General features: G+C 68.2%; 12 protein-coding genes. 8 read left to right on the forward strand and 4 right to left on the reverse strand.

The features are described 5' to 3' along the window. Both AU198_RS06380 and AU198_RS06385 read right to left on the reverse strand, forming a co-directional pair. On the reverse strand, positions 1-332 hold a 332-nt coding region (locus AU198_RS06380; protein ID WP_197416038.1), incomplete at its 3' end, for an IniB N-terminal domain-containing protein. Between the two features lie 260 nt (positions 333-592). Further along, positions 593-1,108, reverse strand: coding sequence for an Rv0340 family IniB-related protein (locus AU198_RS06385; protein ID WP_064346754.1), 516 nt, complete (start codon positions 1,106-1,108; stop codon positions 593-595). 242 nt (positions 1,109-1,350) lie between these two features. Here AU198_RS06385 and AU198_RS06390 point away from each other — a divergent pair, with 242 nt between their 5' ends. The 8 genes from AU198_RS06390 to AU198_RS06425 all read left to right on the forward strand — a co-directional run bounded on the left by AU198_RS06390 (position 1,351) and on the right by AU198_RS06425 (position 15,774). Next, positions 1,351-3,129 (forward strand): Hsp70 family protein, encoded by a 1,779-nt coding sequence (locus tag AU198_RS06390; protein ID WP_064346934.1) that lies wholly within the window; start codon positions 1,351-1,353, stop codon positions 3,127-3,129. Between the two features lie 4 nt (positions 3,130-3,133). Beyond that, positions 3,134-5,674, forward strand: a complete 2,541-nt coding sequence (iniR, locus tag AU198_RS06395; protein WP_064346756.1) for an isoniazid response ATPase/transcriptional regulator IniR — start codon at positions 3,134-3,136, stop codon at positions 5,672-5,674. 106 nt (positions 5,675-5,780) lie between these two features. Further along, on the forward strand, positions 5,781-7,394 hold the full coding sequence (locus tag AU198_RS06400; RefSeq protein WP_064346758.1) for an Hsp70 family protein: 1,614 nt from the start codon (positions 5,781-5,783) through the stop codon (positions 7,392-7,394). A 136-nt stretch (positions 7,395-7,530) separates the two neighbouring features. Beyond that, positions 7,531-10,614, forward strand: coding sequence for a heterodisulfide reductase-related iron-sulfur binding cluster (locus tag AU198_RS06405; RefSeq protein WP_064346760.1), 3,084 nt, complete (start codon positions 7,531-7,533; stop codon positions 10,612-10,614). A 46-nt stretch (positions 10,615-10,660) separates the two neighbouring features. Then, positions 10,661-11,935, forward strand: coding sequence for a pyridoxal phosphate-dependent aminotransferase (locus AU198_RS06410; protein WP_064346761.1), 1,275 nt, complete (start codon positions 10,661-10,663; stop codon positions 11,933-11,935). A 38-nt stretch (positions 11,936-11,973) separates the two neighbouring features. Next, positions 11,974-13,242 (forward strand): YibE/F family protein, encoded by a 1,269-nt coding sequence (locus AU198_RS06415; RefSeq protein ID WP_156431509.1) that lies wholly within the window; start codon positions 11,974-11,976, stop codon positions 13,240-13,242. Positions 13,243-13,246: 4 nt separating this feature from the next. Then, the gene (locus AU198_RS06420; RefSeq protein ID WP_231744591.1) at positions 13,247-14,872 is read left to right on the forward strand and encodes a LuxR family transcriptional regulator; all 1,626 of its coding nucleotides are present in this window, start codon (positions 13,247-13,249) and stop codon (positions 14,870-14,872) included. Between the two features lie 92 nt (positions 14,873-14,964). Continuing rightward, on the forward strand, positions 14,965-15,774 hold the full coding sequence (locus AU198_RS06425) for a class I SAM-dependent methyltransferase (RefSeq protein WP_064346764.1): 810 nt from the start codon (positions 14,965-14,967) through the stop codon (positions 15,772-15,774). A 496-nt stretch (positions 15,775-16,270) separates the two neighbouring features. On the opposite strand, the gene AU198_RS06430 is transcribed toward AU198_RS06425, so the two are convergent. Both AU198_RS06430 and AU198_RS06435 read right to left on the reverse strand, forming a co-directional pair. Further along, positions 16,271-17,014: a maleylpyruvate isomerase family mycothiol-dependent enzyme gene (locus AU198_RS06430; protein WP_064346765.1), complete on the reverse strand. Its 744-nt coding sequence runs from the start codon at positions 17,012-17,014 to the stop codon at positions 16,271-16,273. A gap of 14 nt (positions 17,015-17,028) precedes the next feature. After that, the gene (locus AU198_RS06435; protein WP_064346767.1) at positions 17,029-17,382 is read right to left on the reverse strand and encodes a VOC family protein; all 354 of its coding nucleotides are present in this window, start codon (positions 17,380-17,382) and stop codon (positions 17,029-17,031) included. Positions 17,383-17,409: the final 27 nt, after the last annotated feature.

Genomic DNA, 17,409 nt, shown 5'->3' on the forward strand with positions numbered 1-17,409 from the left:
TCACCGGCATGGTTGACCGTGTTGGTCTCCGGGCTCAAGAACCGGGTGTCGTTGTGGCTGAGCGTGTCGTTGTTGGACAACACCTCGGTCTGCCGCTGCGGAGCGAACGCGATCCCGTGAGTCTGGGCCACCGCCTGCTGCAAACCCACCACCGGATCACCACCACCATGCACCACCGCCGCGGGCGCCACCGTGGCCGCCACGGCCTGCACCTGGGCGGCCGAGACGTTGCCGAAGCCGGCCTGGTGGAGTTCGCGGTCGGGGTCCGCCACGAACGCGGCAGCGGAGACGGGGTCGCGGAACAGGTTCAGAAACCAGTCGATGAGGTTCATGTCGGATCCTTTCGAAGATGTTGGTCTTGGTCTGGTCGCCGGGCTGTCCGGCGAGCTGAGAACCACGTTATGGCCGACGCGACGGCCCTGAAACGGGGTCTCGGCCCCTCCCTGCGCGGCACCGTCCCGGGATCGGAGTAGGGGTGCCGTTAGGGGATTAGGGGATGGCGGGGGTTCGCCTCGGAGGCCCGCATTCTCCAGCCGAAACAACAGAATGCGCGGCCCCTGGAGGGGACCGCGCATTCGGTCGGTTTTGCGTTTCAGTCGAAGATGTCGAATCCGCCCGCGTCGATGTCGAGCTGCTGCACATCGGCCACCGCGTCGCTGAAGTCGTCGACGGTCGGGGCGTCGTCGACGACGTCGGAGATCACCGGCTGGTCCAACTGCAACGAAGTGTCGTCCGCGCCGGGGACGCTGGGGACATCCGGCTCGGCGAGTTCGGGGACCCCCGGGTCGGAGATCAACGCGGTGGACACGTCATCCACCACAGCGGCCGGTACGTGGTCGCCGAACGCGTCGAAGGCGGCGGTGGCCGCTCCGCTGCTCCAGACGTTGCTCGCGGCTTCGGCGATGCCGCCGTCCAGCGCGGTCGGAACAGTCGTCGGAAGCGCCGACATGGACTCCGACACCACCGGGATCAGGGCGTGGACATCGGCACTGGTCACGTTCGTCAGATTGGCGTCGAGCATGGCTTGATCCGGATCGGCGGCGAAACGCGCAGCAACGTCGGGATCACGCACCACCGACATGACGAAGTCAAGTAACTCGTTGGCCATGAAACACCCTCCCTCCCTCAAACAGATATATGGCTAGAGACAAGGCCTAGCCGAGTGGCCTGCCACGATGCTATCGACGGCGAACGCCGCGGTGATCGGTGCGAAACCCACCTGCTCGGCCGCGTCGTTAGGGGATGCCGCGTTAGGGGATTTTCTCCCACTAGGGGCAGCTCCGGTGTCCGAAGCCATCGAGCCGCTATCGTGATGGCCGGGTCCGAATGCACCCAAATGCAAAGGTGAAGATGAGCGACTCACTCGGGTTGTCGATCGGTTCGACCAACTTGGTGGCGGCCCGCATCGGCCGTCCACCGGTCATGCGCCGATCGATACTCACCGTCTACGACGATCGCGCGCCGGAGGTCGGCGTGCCAGCCGAGAACCCCAACCTGAATCAACCCGGCATGGTGCTGAGCGGTTTCGTCGAACGCGTCGGCGACCCGGTCCCGTTGGTGGCCGCCGATGGTTCGCCGCATCGCGGCGAGCGGGTGCTGGTCGAGGCGCTCGACGCCATGGCGCGCACGGTGGGCGGCGGTGCACCGGTCGTGATCGCGGTGCCCGCGCACTGGGGAGCCGCCACCACTGGCGCGCTGGCGGGGGCCCTGCGTGCCGCGCCGGGCCTGGCTCCCGACGGGGTGGCGCCGACGCTGGTGCCGGATTCGGCGGCCGCGCTCGCCGCGCTTCAGGCCGCACCCGGGTTGCCGTCGAGCGGCGTGGTGGTGCTGTGCGATTTCGGCGGCAGCGGAACCAGCATCAGCCTGGCCGACGCGGGGGCCGACTTGGGCCCGATCGGAGAAACAGTGCGCTACGCGGACTTCTCCGGCGACCAGATCGATCAGCTCCTGCTCAACCACGTCGTAGCGGGCATCGCGGCGGCCAACGACGCCGACCCCGCGGGCACCGCCGCCGTCAGTTCCCTGGCCCGGCTGCGCAACGAGGCCCGCGTGGCCAAGGAACAACTGTCGGCCGATACCGCCGCGGTCGTCCACGCCGACCTGCCCGGCTTCAACGCCGACGTGCGCGTCACCCGCACCGAATTGGAGCAGCTGATCAGCGAGCCGCTCGACGGGGTGCTCAATGCCGTCCAGGAGACGTTGCAGCGCAACAACATTCCGCCGGCGAATGTCTCGGCCGTCGCGACCGTCGGCGGTGGGGCGAACATCCCGATGGTCACCCAGCAGCTGTCGACCCGGCTGCGCGCACCGGTCATCACCACGCCGCAGTCCCAACTCAACGTCGCAGCGGGCGCCGCGCTGATCGCCGACGCCGCCGACGCCGCCACCGGGATGGCTGCCGCCGCCGATGCGCCGACCGGGATGGCGCCGACGAGCATGTCCGCCGCCGCGTGGGCCGCCGGAGCCGCGGGCGTCGCGGCCGCCGAGTCGGCCGCCGACGGCGCGGGCTCGGCGACGTTCCGCGCGCTGGCGTGGTCGCAGGACGACTCGCCCGCCGATGAGCCGGTCCCCTATGCCGGTGAGGATTACACGTTCGAAGCGGGCGGAACCGGCGCTCGGCCCGCGATGGACTTCGCCCACGAGGAAGAGCAGTACGAACCGGAACCCGAACCGCTGCCGTGGTACCGCAGGCCGGTGGTGCTCTTCGGCGCGGCTGCTGCGGCCGCACTGTTGGCCGCCGGTGGCCTCGCGGTCACGCTGACCAGCACGACCGGCGACAGCTCTCCCGTCACCGAGACCGCGACCACGTTTGAATCCGGACCCTCACCGGAGACGACGACTTCGGTTGCACCACAGACGGTTACCGTCACGGGAACCGATGGGCGCCCGACCACCAGCGTGGTCCCCCCACCGCCGCCGCCCGAGACGACGACCACGACGACACCCACCACCACAACCACGACGCCGGCAACCACAACCACCACGACGACGACCACGACCACGCAACCCACCACCACGACGACGCGTCCCACCACCACGCAGCCGACGACCACCCAGCCGCCGACCACCGACCCGCCCACCACATCGGTCGAACCGGAGCCGGACCTCCCCGTTCCGGACGCGCCATAGGCCCATGACCGCGTCGGACCCCCGGCCGGACATCCCGCCGCCCGCGCGCGAGGCGGTCGCAGCGCTGGTGGCCGCGCCGACCGAGCCGGTCAAACTGCTGGTGTCGGGCGGGATCGGCACCGGCAAGAGTTCGGTGTTGACCGCCGTCCGAACCGCGCTGCGCGCCGCGGGCATATCCGTGCTCACCCGCATACCGCGCGCCGATGACGATCCGGGGGCCGCGGTCGTCATCGACGATGCCCAGCTGCTGGACGACGACGAAATCGACCGGCTCGCCCAACGGGTGTCGGATCTGCCTTCGACCCTCGTCGTGAGCAGTGAGCCCATCGCGCACCGCCCGGCGATACGCGCCCTGTTCACGGCGATCGAACGCGAGAACCCGATCGTCAGCCTCGGACCACTGGCCCCGGGAGACGTGGCGAGCCTTGTCACCGAAAAGCTAGGTGGCACACCGCCATCCGATATGGTGCGATCCCTTGCCGTGGCGACGGCGGGCCTGCCGTTCCTGCTGCAGCCGGCGATAACGGCCGTCACCGAACCGCAGGACGAGGCACCGGCGACGGCGGTCCTGCAGGCGGTGACGTACGCATTGACCGAACGGCTGCGCCGCCTCGACGACGCGACGCTCGACACCCTTCTGATCACCTCTCTGAGCAGAGAACTCGGTCCCGACGACGTCGCTGCGGCGTTGCGGATCGGCGCCGAACAGGCATACGCGGTGGTCGATCGCGCCCGCGCCACGGGTCTGGTCGAGCCGTCCTACAGCCGAGCCTTCGTGCGGACACTGCACCGATGCGTCGCCCAGATCCTCGGCACGGCACGGCATCACGACACTGAGGTTGCGCTTCTGGTGTCGCAACTCGAATCGTCCACGCTCACACAGCAGTTGGCGCTCCAGATGGCCGAGCACGGGCTGCGCGACGATCGGTTGGCGACCGCGCTGGCCGATATGGCCGCCCGCAGTCATGGCCAACCAGCAAGGGCGGCACGGCTTTACCGCGCCGCCGTCGATGCGGGGGCGACCACGTTGAGCCCGCGGCTGGCCGACGCGCTGGCACTGACCGGTGACTGCGGCACCGCGGGCCGGCTCACCGATCAACTGCTCGGCTCCGACGATGCGGCCGAGAAGGCCGCGGCGGTCCGGATCGCGGCCAGCATCGCGCTGCACGATGGCAGCGCAGCGCAGGCCGCGGACCTGTTCCGCTGGCTGGGCCCGTATCCGGACCCCTTCGTGAGCGCGGCCGGCGCTGTGGTGACACTGGCCGCCGGTGACCTGCCGGCCGCCCGGGCGGCGTTGTCCGCCGACAGCACCGGCCCACCCACCTCCATGGCCCGCGCCGCGCGCAGCCTCGCCGAGGGCCTGTTGATGTCGTTGGACGCGCCGTACCCCGCCACCGTCTCCCGGTTGGGGCAGGCGATCACCGCGGACCAGCCCGCGGCAGGCGTGGCCCCCGACAGCCCCGCGGCGCTGGTGACCCTGGCCGCCCTGCACGGCGGTGATCCGGTACGGGCCCGCAGCGTGATCGCCCGAGCGGTGCGCGCCGGTCTCGAAGACGGTTCGGAGACCGCGCTTTTCGTCGCCCGCAGACACCGGCTGCTGCTGGGCTGGGTGCGGATGCAGGACGGACAACTGCCCGCCGCGACGTCCGACGTGGCGGTCGCGTGCGCAGATGGCGACACCTCCCCGCTGCACCGCCGCGACGCGTTGTGGGCAGCCGCGCTGCAGACAGCGATCGCCCGGCGCAGCGGTGACACCGGCGCCATGCAGAAGCACTGGTACGCGGCGGTGGAGGTGCTGGCCGAGTACTCGATGGACCTCTTCTCTCTACTTCCGCTCGGTGAACTGTGGGTGGCCGCATCCCGGATGCGTCAGATCGACCGGCTGCAGCACACCCTCGACGAGGCCTTCGCACTGCTCGGCTCTCTCGGCGAGCCCATGTTGTGGTCGACTCCCCTGCACTGGGCCGGCGTGCATGCGGGCATCCTCGCCAACGCCCCGGACGCCGTCGCCCCGCACGGCCAGGCGCTGACCGCCGCGGCCGCGCACAGCGCCTTCGCCAAGACGCTGGCCACTGCGGGCCGCACCTGGTTGCGGGTACTGGCCCATCACGTCGACACCGACGAGGTGACCACGGCTGCACGGCTGCTCGCGCAGGTGGGTCTCACCTGGGATGCGACCCGGCTGGCCGGTCAGGCCGCACTGCAGACACCCGATGGCCGGGTGTCCGGCGCCATGCTGCAGCTCGCGCGCGATCTGAAGCAGACCGTCGCCCCCGACGACGCACCCGGGGCCGATCCGCTCGCGGCGCACCAGACCGCGCGGGCCGGCTCGGCACGGCCCGTGTCATCCCGACTGTCCGACCGCGAGCGCGAAGTCGCCGAACTGCTGCTCCTCGGCATGCCCTACCGCGACATCGGAGCGCAGTTGTTCATCTCGGCGAAGACCGTCGAACACCACGTCGCACGGATCCGCCGTCGGCTCGGCGCGGAATCCCGCTCGGAGATGTTGTCGATGCTGCGGGCCATGCTGACGCCGCAGTCGTGATCCCCCAGTGCGCCGCCATCCCCTAACGGAGATCCCCTAACCGCCCCGGCCGACGACGGGTCCTGCACCGGATCCGCACGCCGACGTAGCGCCATAGCGTCATGCCATGTTCAATCCCCAGGCGAACCCGGACCGGCCGGTGGGTGTTTCGGTCGGCGCGACCTACCTCGCCGCGACCCGTGACGGCCACGCCGCGATGATCCGGCCCTCCGAACTCACGCTGCACGGACAGCGACTCACCGGCTTCGTCGATCGTGTCGGCGACCCCGTTCCGCTCATCGCCCCCGACGGCTCCGCCCATCGCCCCGAGCAGCTACTCACCGAGGCGCTGCGCACACTCACGCAGCCGGCCGAGGACATCGCGGTCGCCGTACCCGCGCACTGGCGCCCGTCGGTCGCCGACTCGCTGCGCCGCGCCCTGGGCGGCGACGTGCCGGTGGTGTCGGACGCGACCGCCGCTCTGGCCGCGCTGAACGCCGATCCGGGCCTACCCTCTCGCGGCGTCGTCGTGCTCTGCGACTTCGGCGGCAGCGGCACCAGCATCACGCTCGTCAACGCGTCCTCGGGCCACGCGGTGGTCGGCGAGACCGTCCGGTTCGCCGATCTTTCCGGTGATCTGGTGGACCAGGCGCTTCTGACGCATGTGATGACGTCGCTGCCCCCCGGCGCGGACCCGTCTGGGACGGCTGTCGTCGGTTCGCTGGCGCGGCTACGCGACGAGTGCCGCGCCGCCAAGGAGCGGTTGTCGGCGCACACCGCGACGGCCGTCACCGTCGATCTGCCCGGACACCGCGCAGATATCCGGGTCACCCGCGCCGAGCTCGAGGGGATCATGCAGCGTCCCGTCACCGATTTCCTTGCCGCGGTGGACGAGACGCTCGAACGCTACGGGGTTCCGGCGGCTGCGGTTTCAGCGGTCGCGACCGTCGGCGGCGGCGCACGCATCCCGTTGCTCACGCAGAAGCTGTCCGAACACCTGCGGGTGCCCGTGGTGACCACCGCGCACCCGCAGCTGGCCGCCGCCGTCGGGACCGCTCTGCTCGCCCAGCACCGGCGCGTCGTCGAGCCCGCGACCACTCTCGCGCCCGCCGGGATCGAGGAAGCCACCGTCCGAGTCGAGACCGGGCCATCGTCGGGCACGTTGGCCGCGCTGGCCTGGTCCGAGGACGACCGGCAGGATGAGCCCCTGCGCTTCGCCGATTCCCGCCCCGACCTTCACTTCCAGCATGAGCAGTGGCAGGACGAAGCGGCGCCGCGACGTTCCCCGCTCGTCTTGTTCAGCCTGGCCGCAGCCGCCGCGGTGATCACCACGGCCCTGTTCGGCGTCATGCAATTGCGCGGTGACACCGCCACCCCGGTCGAGGCGGCGACCGTCCTCACTCCCGAAGGCACGCCATCCCCCGCGCCTGCGGCGCCGGCTCCCACTCCAGCACCCCCGGCGCCGCCGGCCCCCCAACTCACCACGGTCGTCGTGCAACCGGCCCAGCGATCGTCCACACCCCAGCAGCGCAGCCCGCGCCCGGCGCCTGCTGCACAGTCGGCGCCGGCCGCGCCGGCCTGGACACCCCCGCCGCCGACGAACGCTCATCCGCCGATCGATCCCGGGCCCGGCAACGGCGCTCCATCACCTGAGGGTGATCCCGTCGTCCCGGATTCGAGCGACGAGCAAACGGGTACCGACTCGGTGCCCGACGAGTCCAGCCCGACCGACGGTGCGTAGTTAGGACAACCTTCGTAGCGGTGTTTCCTTTGGAGATGCAACTATGACTCCCGGGCTTGAGCAGGCCTGAGTTAAGTTACCCGCCGGTAACTAACGATAAGTTACCCTTGAGTAACTTGAGAATGGGAGGCGCGCGGTGGATACGCAGATGCTGATCAGGCTCGTCGTCGGGCTAGGGCTGACGGCCCTCGTCCTGGTCTTCGCCGCCAAACGTGTGCTCTGGCTGACGACGTTGATCCGCTCCGGTGCACCCACCAGCCCCGAGAACAATCGCAAGGACAACCTCGGCAAGCGCATCACCACGCAGATCGAAGAGGTATTCGGGCAAACCCGACTGCTCAAGTGGTCCCTGCCCGGCCTGGCCCACTTCTTCACGATGTGGGGCTTTTTCATCCTCGCGTCGGTCTACCTCGAGGCGTACGGCCTGCTCTTCGACCACGATTTCCACATCCCGATCATCGGCCGCTGGGACGTTCTGGGCTTTCTGCAGGACTTCTTCGCCGTCGCGGTGCTGCTCGGCATCATCACGTTCGCGATCATCCGGGCGAGGCAGGAGCCCAAGCAGCACGGCCGCGATTCGCGGTTCTACGGATCGCACACCGGCGGCGCCTGGCTGATCCTGTTCATGATCTTCAACGTCATCTGGACCTACGCGCTGGTGCGCGGCGCCGCGGTCAACACCGACGCCCTGCCGTACGGCAACGGCGCGTTCTTCTCCCAGTTCATGGGATGGCTGATGAGCCCGCTGGGCTACACCGCCAACTCGTGGATCGAGACCATCGCGCTGCTGGCCCACATCGCGGTGATGCTGGTGTTCCTGCTGATCGTGCTGCACTCCAAGCACCTGCACATCGGCCTGGCACCGATCAACGTCACGTTCAAGCGGATGCCCGACGGGCTCGGCCCGCTGCTGCCCGTCGAGTACGAGGGCAAGCAGATCGACTTCGAGGATCCGCCGGAGGATGCGGTGTTGGGCCGCGGCAAGATCGAGGACTTCACGTGGAAGGCCTACCTCGACATGACCACGTGCACCGAGTGCGGTCGGTGCCAGTCGCAGTGCCCGGCGTGGAACACCGGTAAGCCGCTGTCGCCCAAGCTCGTGATCATGAACCTGCGCGACCACCTGTTCGCCAAGGCGCCCTACATCCTCGGCGACAAGGAGTCGCCGCTGGAGAACACCCCCGAGGGCGGCCTCGGTGAGGAACTGCGCGGCGAGAAGAAATCCGAGCAACACTCGCACGAGCACGTCCCCGAGTCCGGCTTCGAACGGATCCTGGGGTCGGGTCCCGAGCAGGCCACCAGGCCGCTGGTGGGCACCGAGGAACAGGGCGGCGTCATCGACCCCGACGTGCTGTGGTCCTGCACGACGTGCGGCGCCTGCGTCGAGCAGTGCCCCGTCGACATCGAACACATCGACCACATCGTCGACATGCGCCGCTACCAGGTGATGATGGAGTCCGAGTTCCCCGGCGAGCTCGGCGTGCTGTTCAAGAACCTGGAGACCAAGGGCAACCCGTGGGGCCAGAACGCCAAGGACCGCACCAACTGGATCGACGAGGTCGACTTCGACGTGCCGGTGTACGGCAAGGACGTGGAGTCGTTCGACGGCTACGAGTACCTGTTCTGGGTGGGCTGTGCAGGCGCCTACGAGGACCGCGCGAAAAAGACCACCAAGGCCGTGGCCGAACTGCTGGCCGCCGCGGGCGTGAAGTACCTGGTGCTCGGCGAGGGCGAGACCTGCAACGGCGACTCGGCGCGCCGCTCGGGCAACGAGTTCCTGTTCCAGCAGTTGGCCGCGCAGAACGTGGAGACGCTCAACGAGTTGTTCGAGGGCGTCGAGCGGGTGGACCGCAAGATCGTTGTGACCTGCCCGCACTGCTTCAACACGCTGGGGCGCGAATATCCGCAGGTCGGTGGCAACTTCACGGTGTTGCACCACACGCAGCTGCTGAACCGGCTGGTGCGCGACAAGAAGCTGATTCCGGTCACGCCCGCTGACGGTGGGGCGGACATCACCTACCACGATCCGTGCTACCTGGGACGGCACAACAAGGAGTACTCGGCGCCGCGTGAGCTGATCGGGGCGTCCGGCGCGAAGCTGACCGAAATGCCCCGCCACGCCGATCGGGGTCTGTGCTGCGGCGCCGGCGGCGCGCGGATGTGGATGGAAGAACACATCGGAAAGCGCGTCAACACCGAGCGCACCGAGGAGGCCATGGACACCGCCTCGACCATCGCGACCGGCTGCCCGTTCTGCCGCGTGATGATCACCGACGGTGTCGACGAGGTCTCGGCCGCCCGCGAGGTGGAGAAGGCCGAGGTGCTCGACGTGGCCCAGCTGCTGCTGGGTTCGCTGGACAAGAGCACCATCACGCTGCCGGAGAAGGGCACCGCGGCCAAGGAGGCCGAGGAACGCGCCGCCAAGCTGGCCGCCGAAGCGCCCGTAAAGGAGGCCCCCGCCGAGGCCGAGGCCGAAGCTGAGGCGCAGGCCGAGTCCGAGGCCGCGCCATCCCCGAAGGCCGAGGCCGCCACGGCGACTGAAACCAAACCGGTCAAGGGCCTCGGGATCGCCGGCGGCGCCAAGCGACCCGGCGCCAAGAAGACCGCCGCTCCCGCCGGCGACAAGCCTGCGGCCGACGAAAAGCCCGCGGCCACAGCGGCACCCGCCAAGGGGCTCGGAATCGCCGCAGGCGCCAAGCGGCCCGGCGCGAAGAAGGCCGCGCCGGCGGCTCCCGCCCAGACCGAAGCCAAGCCGGAGGCCGGGCCCGAAGCCGGGGCCAAGCCGGAGCCCGAGGTCAAAGGTCTCGGCATCGCCGCAGGCGCCAAGCGGCCAGGTGCGAAGAAGAAGGCCCAGGCCGCGTCGCCCAACGAGGGCGAGGCGACCGTCACCCAACCGCCGAACGTGGACCCGGACAAGGCGGCGCCGGGCGCCAAGACCGACACCGCCGACTCCGACCGGGGCCTGGAAACCAAGCCCGAACCTGAGGTCAAGGGCCTCGGCATCGCCCCGGGCGCGCGCCGGCCCGGAGCCAAGAAATCGGCCGCACCGGCACAGCCGCCCGCTGAGTCGAAACCCGCCGCACAACCGGAGCCGACGGATGACGGCGAATCCGGCGCCGCCCCTGAGCCTTCCGGCGGGGACAACGGAGACCAGCCCGAACCACCTCCGGTGAAGGGACTGGGAATCGCCAGAGGCGCTCGTCCCCCGGGCAAACGATGACCCGGTGACCGGCGATTTTGGTTAATCGCTGGACAGAAGTGAGAGCATGAACGACGTGACCACCCACCACGTGCCGATCCACGCCGCCGGGCACGCACCGCGGCAGCGCACGTTCACGCAGTCGTCAAAGCTGCAGGACGTCCTGTACGAGATCCGCGGACCGGTGCACGAGCACGCGTCACGCTTGGAGGCCGAGGGTCACCGCATCCTCAAGCTGAACATCGGCAACCCCGCGCCGTTCGGGTTCGAAGCGCCAGACGTGATCATGCGCGACATCATCGCGGCCCTGCCGTATGCCCAGGGCTACTCCGATTCCAAGGGCATCATGCCCGCGCGGCGCGCGGTGTTCACCCGTTACGAACTCGTCGACGGCTTCCCGCGATTCGACGTCGACGACGTGTACCTCGGTAACGGCGCGTCCGAGTTGATCCAGATGACGTTGCAGGCGTTGCTCGACAACGGAGACCAGGTGCTGATTCCGGCGCCCGACTATCCACTGTGGACCGCGTGCACCTCGTTGGCGGGAGGCACTCCGGTGCACTACCTGTGCGACGAGACACAGGGCTGGATGCCTGACATCGCCGACCTGGAATCCAAGATCACCGAGCGCACGAAGGCGATCGTCGTGATCAATCCGAACAACCCGACCGGCGCGGTCTATACGCGCGAAACCCTCACGCAGATCGCCGATTTGGCACGTAAACACGAGCTGCTTCTGCTGTCCGACGAGATCTACGACAAGATCCTTTACGACGACTCCGAGCACATCGCGACGGCATCGGTGGCACCCGATGTGCTGACCCTGACCTTCAACGGATTGTCGAAGGCATACCGGGTGGCGGGTTATCGGGCGGGCTGGCTGGTGATCACCGGGCCGAAGGAGAACGCCACCAGTTTCATCGAGGGAATCAGCCTGCTCGCGAACATGCGATTGTGCCCGAATGTTCCTGCGCAGCATGCGATCCAGGTCGCCCTCGGTGGGCATCAGAGCATCGAGGAGCTGGTCCTGCCCGGCGGCCGGCTGCTGGAGCAGCGCGATGTGGCCTGGCAGATGCTGAACGAGATTCCCGGGGTGTCCTGCGTGAAACCGCAAGGCGCGCTGTACGCCTTCCCCCGGCTGGATCCCGAAGTCTACGACATCGTCGACGACGAGCAGCTGGTTCTGGATCTACTGCTGCAGGAGAAGATGCTGGTCACCCAGGGCACCGGATTCAATTGGCCGACACCGGATCACCTGCGCATCGTGACGTTGCCGTGGGCTCGCGAACTGGCGAACGCGATCGAACGGCTGGGCAACTTCCTGGTCAGCTACCGGCAGTAGCGGCGTCCCAGTAGGCGAGCTGCCTCTACCCTGGCCGCGTGGCGCACTCACACTCCCACTCCCACTCACACTTTCCGACCGGCCCGGCACCGCTGGGACCGATCGCCGCGAAGGTCGTCGTCGGCCTCCTGATAGCGATTGGCGTGGCCGTCGTGGCGGGAACCGCGTGGCTGTGGCCGAGCCAGCAGAAGACCGAGATCCCGCTGCCGTTTCAGAACGCCGAGGGCGGCGCCGTCACCACCGAATCGGGGCTGGTCCGCTCGAGCAGCACGACAACATGCGGCAGCCCGTCGGTCGGTCAGGTGCTCACCGCCGATCCCGTCCCCGCCGCAGGCGACGGCGCCGAGTGCGTGCAGGCGCTGATCGCCATCGAATCCGGGCCCAACAAGGGTGCGGCGACCCTGCTCGAATTCAGCGGTGGCCCCGGGCAACCCAACCTCGCCCCCGGTGACGAGGTCAGGATCAGCCGTCAGGTCGATGCGACCGGCACCACCACCTACTCGTTCTACGACTACGAACGGACATGGCCGCTCGTCGCGCTCGCCGTGGCGTTCGCCGTCGTGGTGGTCGTGGTCGCCGGCTGGCGGGGGTTCCGCGCACTCATCGGCATCGTGGTCGCGTTCCTGGTGCTCGTGGTGTTCATGCTGCCGGCGCTGCGCGACGGCGCCGCGGCCGTTCCCGTCGCGCTGGTGGCCTCAGCGCTGATCCTCTATGCCGTCATCTACCTGGCGCACGGCGTCAGCTTGCGGACCAGCGCGGCCCTGCTCGGCACACTCACCTCGCTGCTGCTTGCCGCGTTGCTCTCTTGGGGCGCAATCGAATTGGCTCACCTGACGGGTCTCTCGGAAGATCGCAACAACGAGGTCGCAGCCTACCTGGGCAACGTATCGATCACCGGCCTACTGCTGGCCGGGTTCATCATCGGGTCGCTCGGTGTGCTCAACGACGTCACGGTCACTCAGGCCTCGACGGTGTTCGAGCTGGCCGAGCTCGAGGGCAACTCGCGGCGGACGATCTACCTGGGCGCAATGCGCGTGGGACGTGACCACATCGCGAGCACTGTCTACACGCTGGTATTGGCCTATGCGGGCAGCGCGTTGCCCTTGCTGCTGTTGTTCAGCGTGGCGAATCGGGCGCTGGGCGACGTGCTCACCAGCGAGAGTGTCGCCATCGAGATCGCCCGCTCGGCGGTGGGCGGCATCGCGCTGGCATTGTCGGTACCGCTGACGACGGGCATCGCCACGGTGCTGGCGACGCCGACCGGCCGGCGATCGGCACCCGTGTCGCCTCACAATGCGCCAGACTGAGATGATGGCGGCCACCGACAGTGCGCGGAACGCCTTTGAACACCGGGCATGGCCCGAGGTCTACGAGACCCTGGGCCAGGCCAGCGCGCAGCGCGATCTCGATGCGAACGATCTCGAACGCCTCGCCATTGCGACGTACCTGCTGGGCAGGGACGAGGAAAGCACTCGAGCCTGGGAACAGGCCTACTCCGCACACTTGGCGCGCGACGACCCCGCCCGCGCTGCAGAGTGTGGATTCTGGTTGGCGCTCACACAGCTGCTTGCAGGCAACGGCGCACGCGGTGGCGGTTGGCTCGCGCGGGTAGGTCGGCTCGTGGAGGACGGCAAGCTGGACTGCGCCGCCCGCGGTTACCTACTCGTAGCCGCGGCCCTTCAGTTGTGGACGAGTGGGGACTCGGCCGAATCGTTTGCGATGTGCGCCGAGGCCGGCAAGATCGCGGCACGGTTCGCCGACCCCGACCTGGCGGCCCTCGCTCGGTTGGGGCAAGGTCAGGCGTCGGTCACCGGCGGTGAGACGGCGCGGGGTGTGGCGCTGCTCGATGAAGCGATGGTGAGTGTCACCGCGGGCGAAGTGTCGCCCATCCCCGCCGGCATCGTCTACTGCGCCGTCATCGAGACGTGCATGGGCGCCTTCGACCTGCGGCGTGCAACCGAGTGGACCGTGGCATTGAGCGATTGGTGTGACGCCCAACCTGGCCTCGTCCCCTACCGTGGCCAATGCCTCGTGCATCGCGCGCAAATCCTGCAGATCCACGGCGAATGGTCCAAGGCGACGACCGCAGCCTGTCAGGCCTGCGAACACCTGTCACACCCGACGCCGCACCCTACTTTCGGGCTGGCCGCCTACCAGCAAGCGGAGCTGCATCGGCTGCGCGGCGAATTCGTCGCGGCCGATACCGCATACCGGCAGGCCCACCAATCCGGACGAGACCCGTTGCCCGGCTTGGCTTTGCTCCGACTGGCCGAGGGAAACCTCGACGCCGCGACAACCGCCATCCGCCGGGCAGTGGACGAAGGCTTAGGTCCCTTTGGCCGGCCGGCCGCATTGGCAGCTCACGTTGAGATCATGCTCACGAGCGGCGACGTCGCGGCGGCGCGGACGAGCGCCGACGAACTGTCCGGGCTCGCCGAAACCATCGACGCTTCGTTCCTGCGCGCGATCGCCGCTCACGCCGACGGGTCGACCCTGCTGGCCGAGGGCGACACGGCGGGGGCCCTTGCTGCCCTGCGTCGGGCATCGGCCGGTTGGCGGGACCTGGCAATGCCTTACGAAGCCGCTCGGACTCGGGTTGAGACCGGGCTGGCGTGCCGAACGCTTGGGGACTTCGACTCCGCGGCAATGGAATTCGACGCCGCGCGTGACGACTTTGAGCGGCTCGGCGCCAAGCCAGACATGGAACGCTTGGTCGAACTCGTCGGGAGTCCGCAGGGCCCGAAGGGCATGCTGACCGCACGCGAATGCGAGGTGTTACGGCTTGTCGCCGCTGGCAAGACCAACCGAGAGATCGGCGCGAGCCTCGTGCTCAGCGAGCACACCGTCGCGCGCCATCTGCAGAACATCTTCACGAAGCTCGGCTTGTCGTCCCGGTCGGCGGCCACCGCCTACGCCTACGAGCACCACCTCATCTGAGGTACGAGTGGTCAGAACTGACCACGGGCATCGCGGCGAAATGGTCGATTCGGTCGACGCGACGATAGCGTTCCCGTTCGTACCGTCTCACCATGTCTCAACAAGTTGATTACAGTGATCTCCGGCGAACCGAAGCCGAGAATTACGCGGCCAATTTCGTCCCGCTCATTCCCGCGCCGCTGGCCGACGATCTCATCAAGGCGGCCGCGCCCGAGTCGGGCGAATATGCCGTCGACATCGCGTGCGGAACCGGCGTCGTCACCCGCCTGGCCGCCGAACGGGTGGGGACCACAGGGAAAGTCATCGGAGTGGATCTCACCCCTGAAATGCTGGAGGTTGCCCGCGCAAGCGCCGCACCGTCCGACGCCGCAATTGAGTGGCGGGAGGGAAGCGCCGAAGCTCTCCCGCTTGCCGATGAGGCCTACGACTTAGCGTTGTGTCAGCTTGGGCTGATGTTTTTTCGCGACCGAGCCGCGGCAGTGAGCGAGATGTGGCGGGTGCTGTCGCCGGGTGGTCGTGTCGCGATCAACGTGCCGGGAGCCATGCCGCGGATGTTCGAGATCATGGTCGACGCACTTGGCCGCCACATCAACCCCGATCTCCCCGGCTTCCTACGAGCGGTCTTCTCGGTGAGCGAGAACGAACTAGGCCAGCTGCTCGAGGGCGCCCACTTCCAAGACGTGGCCGTCAAAACCATGACGAAGACGTTGAGGCTTCCCCCGCCAGCCGAATTCCTTTGGCAATACCTTCAAGTCACACCGATCGCCGGCCTGGTGTTAGGCGCCGACGACGACCGCCGGCAAGGACTCGAAGACGATGTCGTCGCCCAGTGGCAAGACTTCGTCGATCACGGCGATCTGGTTGTCGACCTGTCAATCGCAATGGCGACGGCCCGAAAGTAGGTGGTACTCATGCCATTTCTAGCAACCTTTGGCGCCGCCACAGTACTAACATCCGCACTCCTCTTGGGAAGCACAACAAGCACACTCGACGACCCCGCCACCGCATGCGCCAAACGCAAGGGGCTCGATTGGGACCGTTATGAAGCGTGTGTACGCATCGCGGAAGATCTCTACATCGAGGGAAAAATCGACAAGGGCACACTGTTATCTGCGGACGAGGGCTGCTGCGTTAATAACGGGGGTATATGGGTGGACGACCTTGAAACAGGCGAAGGGCACTGCGAGGATCCTCCCCCGAACGAATATCCTGCTCCTCCTGCCGGACAGCTGCCACAGATCCCGGGCCCCACCGAGGCGACGCAAGTTCCGCCGCCTCCAGCGCATCCGGGCAACACCGCCGCTCCGCTTCCTGGTTCGCCGCCGGTGCAAACTCGTTGAGCCGAAAGCCGTAGCGCTTCAGCGTGTCAAATTGGTCATGGTCGAGAAACTACGCCACTCAGAACGACGTGCGCTCCAGCCAACCGTTCCACACCGCGGCGTCGCCCAGCACTTCGATGCCCAGGTCAGCGGCCGTGCGTCGGCGCGTGATCGCCAGCAGCAGGTCGGCGGCGCTTCCGCGCAGAGCAGTGTCGGCCTTGCTGTGGTTGTGCGACCACCAGACGCCGTCCTCGTCGTGGACGATGGTCCACTCCCCGGTCGGCCCCAGCCCGTCGTCGGTGGCGTGCATGTGGATGCTTCTGCCGTGATCCAGCGCGGGTTGCGCACCGGGGCCGACCATCAGTTCGACCCATTCGCTGATCGCGTCGGCGCCCAGCTCGGGCGGTGGGTCGTATTCGGCCCCAACGGCCAGCGCCGCATCCGCGTGGTGGACGGTGACCTCGTGTAGCCGGCGGCGGATCCACCAACCCGCAGGGCGCGGGCCGCGGAAGGTCCACACCCGGGTCGCCGCCCCTGCCCGCTCGACCGCATCAACCACCAGTTGCGCGCCCTCGTTGAGCCAGTCGATCGCCCCGTCGGGGTCGTCGGGTGGTTTGCCGTCGCGCACCTCGCGCGGATCCAGCGCCGACATCCGGCGTTCGGCGATGATCTGTGCCGCCCACCGGTTACCACGACCGACGTGGCGGAACAGTTGTTTGAGCGTCCAGTCGGGACAGGTCGTCACCGGCGTCGAGGGGTCTGCACTGCGGATCAGTTCCCCGAATTCGCGGGTCTGGTCGAGCAGCGCGGCTCGGAAATCCACGCCCCCGAACGTACTCAATACTCGACGCGGAAACCCCCGATAATGCCGATCTCGTTGCCGTCGGGATCTTCGATCTTCGACAGCCGCACACCCTTACTGGCCGCGACGATTTCGTCGGGATCGAGGCCGCGCTCACGCAGTTCAACGAGGTGGCGCTCCAGGTCGTCGACGGCGAAGTTGAGCAGACCGCTTCCGGCGCGCGCCGGATCGCTGAACACCTGCACCCAGGCGCCGGGGCGCACCTGCCACTCCACCAGCGTGGGCATCGGGTTGTTGTCGGGCGGGGGGCCGAACAACTCGGCGTACCACCGGCCGCTGGCCTCGACGTCAGTCACGGGCACGACCGCGAGCACATGGTCAACCGACATGAATCCCTCCGTTCCTCGAAGGGGTAG

This window comes from Mycobacterium sp. GA-1199, from assembly GCF_001500045.1.
In the GTDB taxonomy this organism is placed as follows: domain Bacteria; phylum Actinomycetota; class Actinomycetes; order Mycobacteriales; family Mycobacteriaceae; genus Mycobacterium.

Coding starts and splice junctions, on each gene's coding strand:
- AU198_RS06385 (WP_064346754.1), bottom strand. CDS start 1,108: ATGGCCAACGAGTTACTTGACTTCGTCATGTCGGTGGTGCGTGATCCC.
- AU198_RS06390 (WP_064346934.1), top strand. CDS start 1,351: ATGAGCGACTCACTCGGGTTGTCGATCGGTTCGACCAACTTGGTGGCG.
- iniR (WP_064346756.1), top strand. CDS start 3,134: ATGACCGCGTCGGACCCCCGGCCGGACATCCCGCCGCCCGCGCGCGAG.
- AU198_RS06400 (WP_064346758.1), top strand. CDS start 5,781: ATGTTCAATCCCCAGGCGAACCCGGACCGGCCGGTGGGTGTTTCGGTC.
- AU198_RS06410 (WP_064346761.1), top strand. CDS start 10,661: ATGAACGACGTGACCACCCACCACGTGCCGATCCACGCCGCCGGGCAC.
- AU198_RS06420 (WP_231744591.1), top strand. CDS start 13,247: ATGGCGGCCACCGACAGTGCGCGGAACGCCTTTGAACACCGGGCATGG.
- AU198_RS06425 (WP_064346764.1), top strand. CDS start 14,965: ATGTCTCAACAAGTTGATTACAGTGATCTCCGGCGAACCGAAGCCGAG.
- AU198_RS06435 (WP_064346767.1), bottom strand. CDS start 17,382: ATGTCGGTTGACCATGTGCTCGCGGTCGTGCCCGTGACTGACGTCGAG.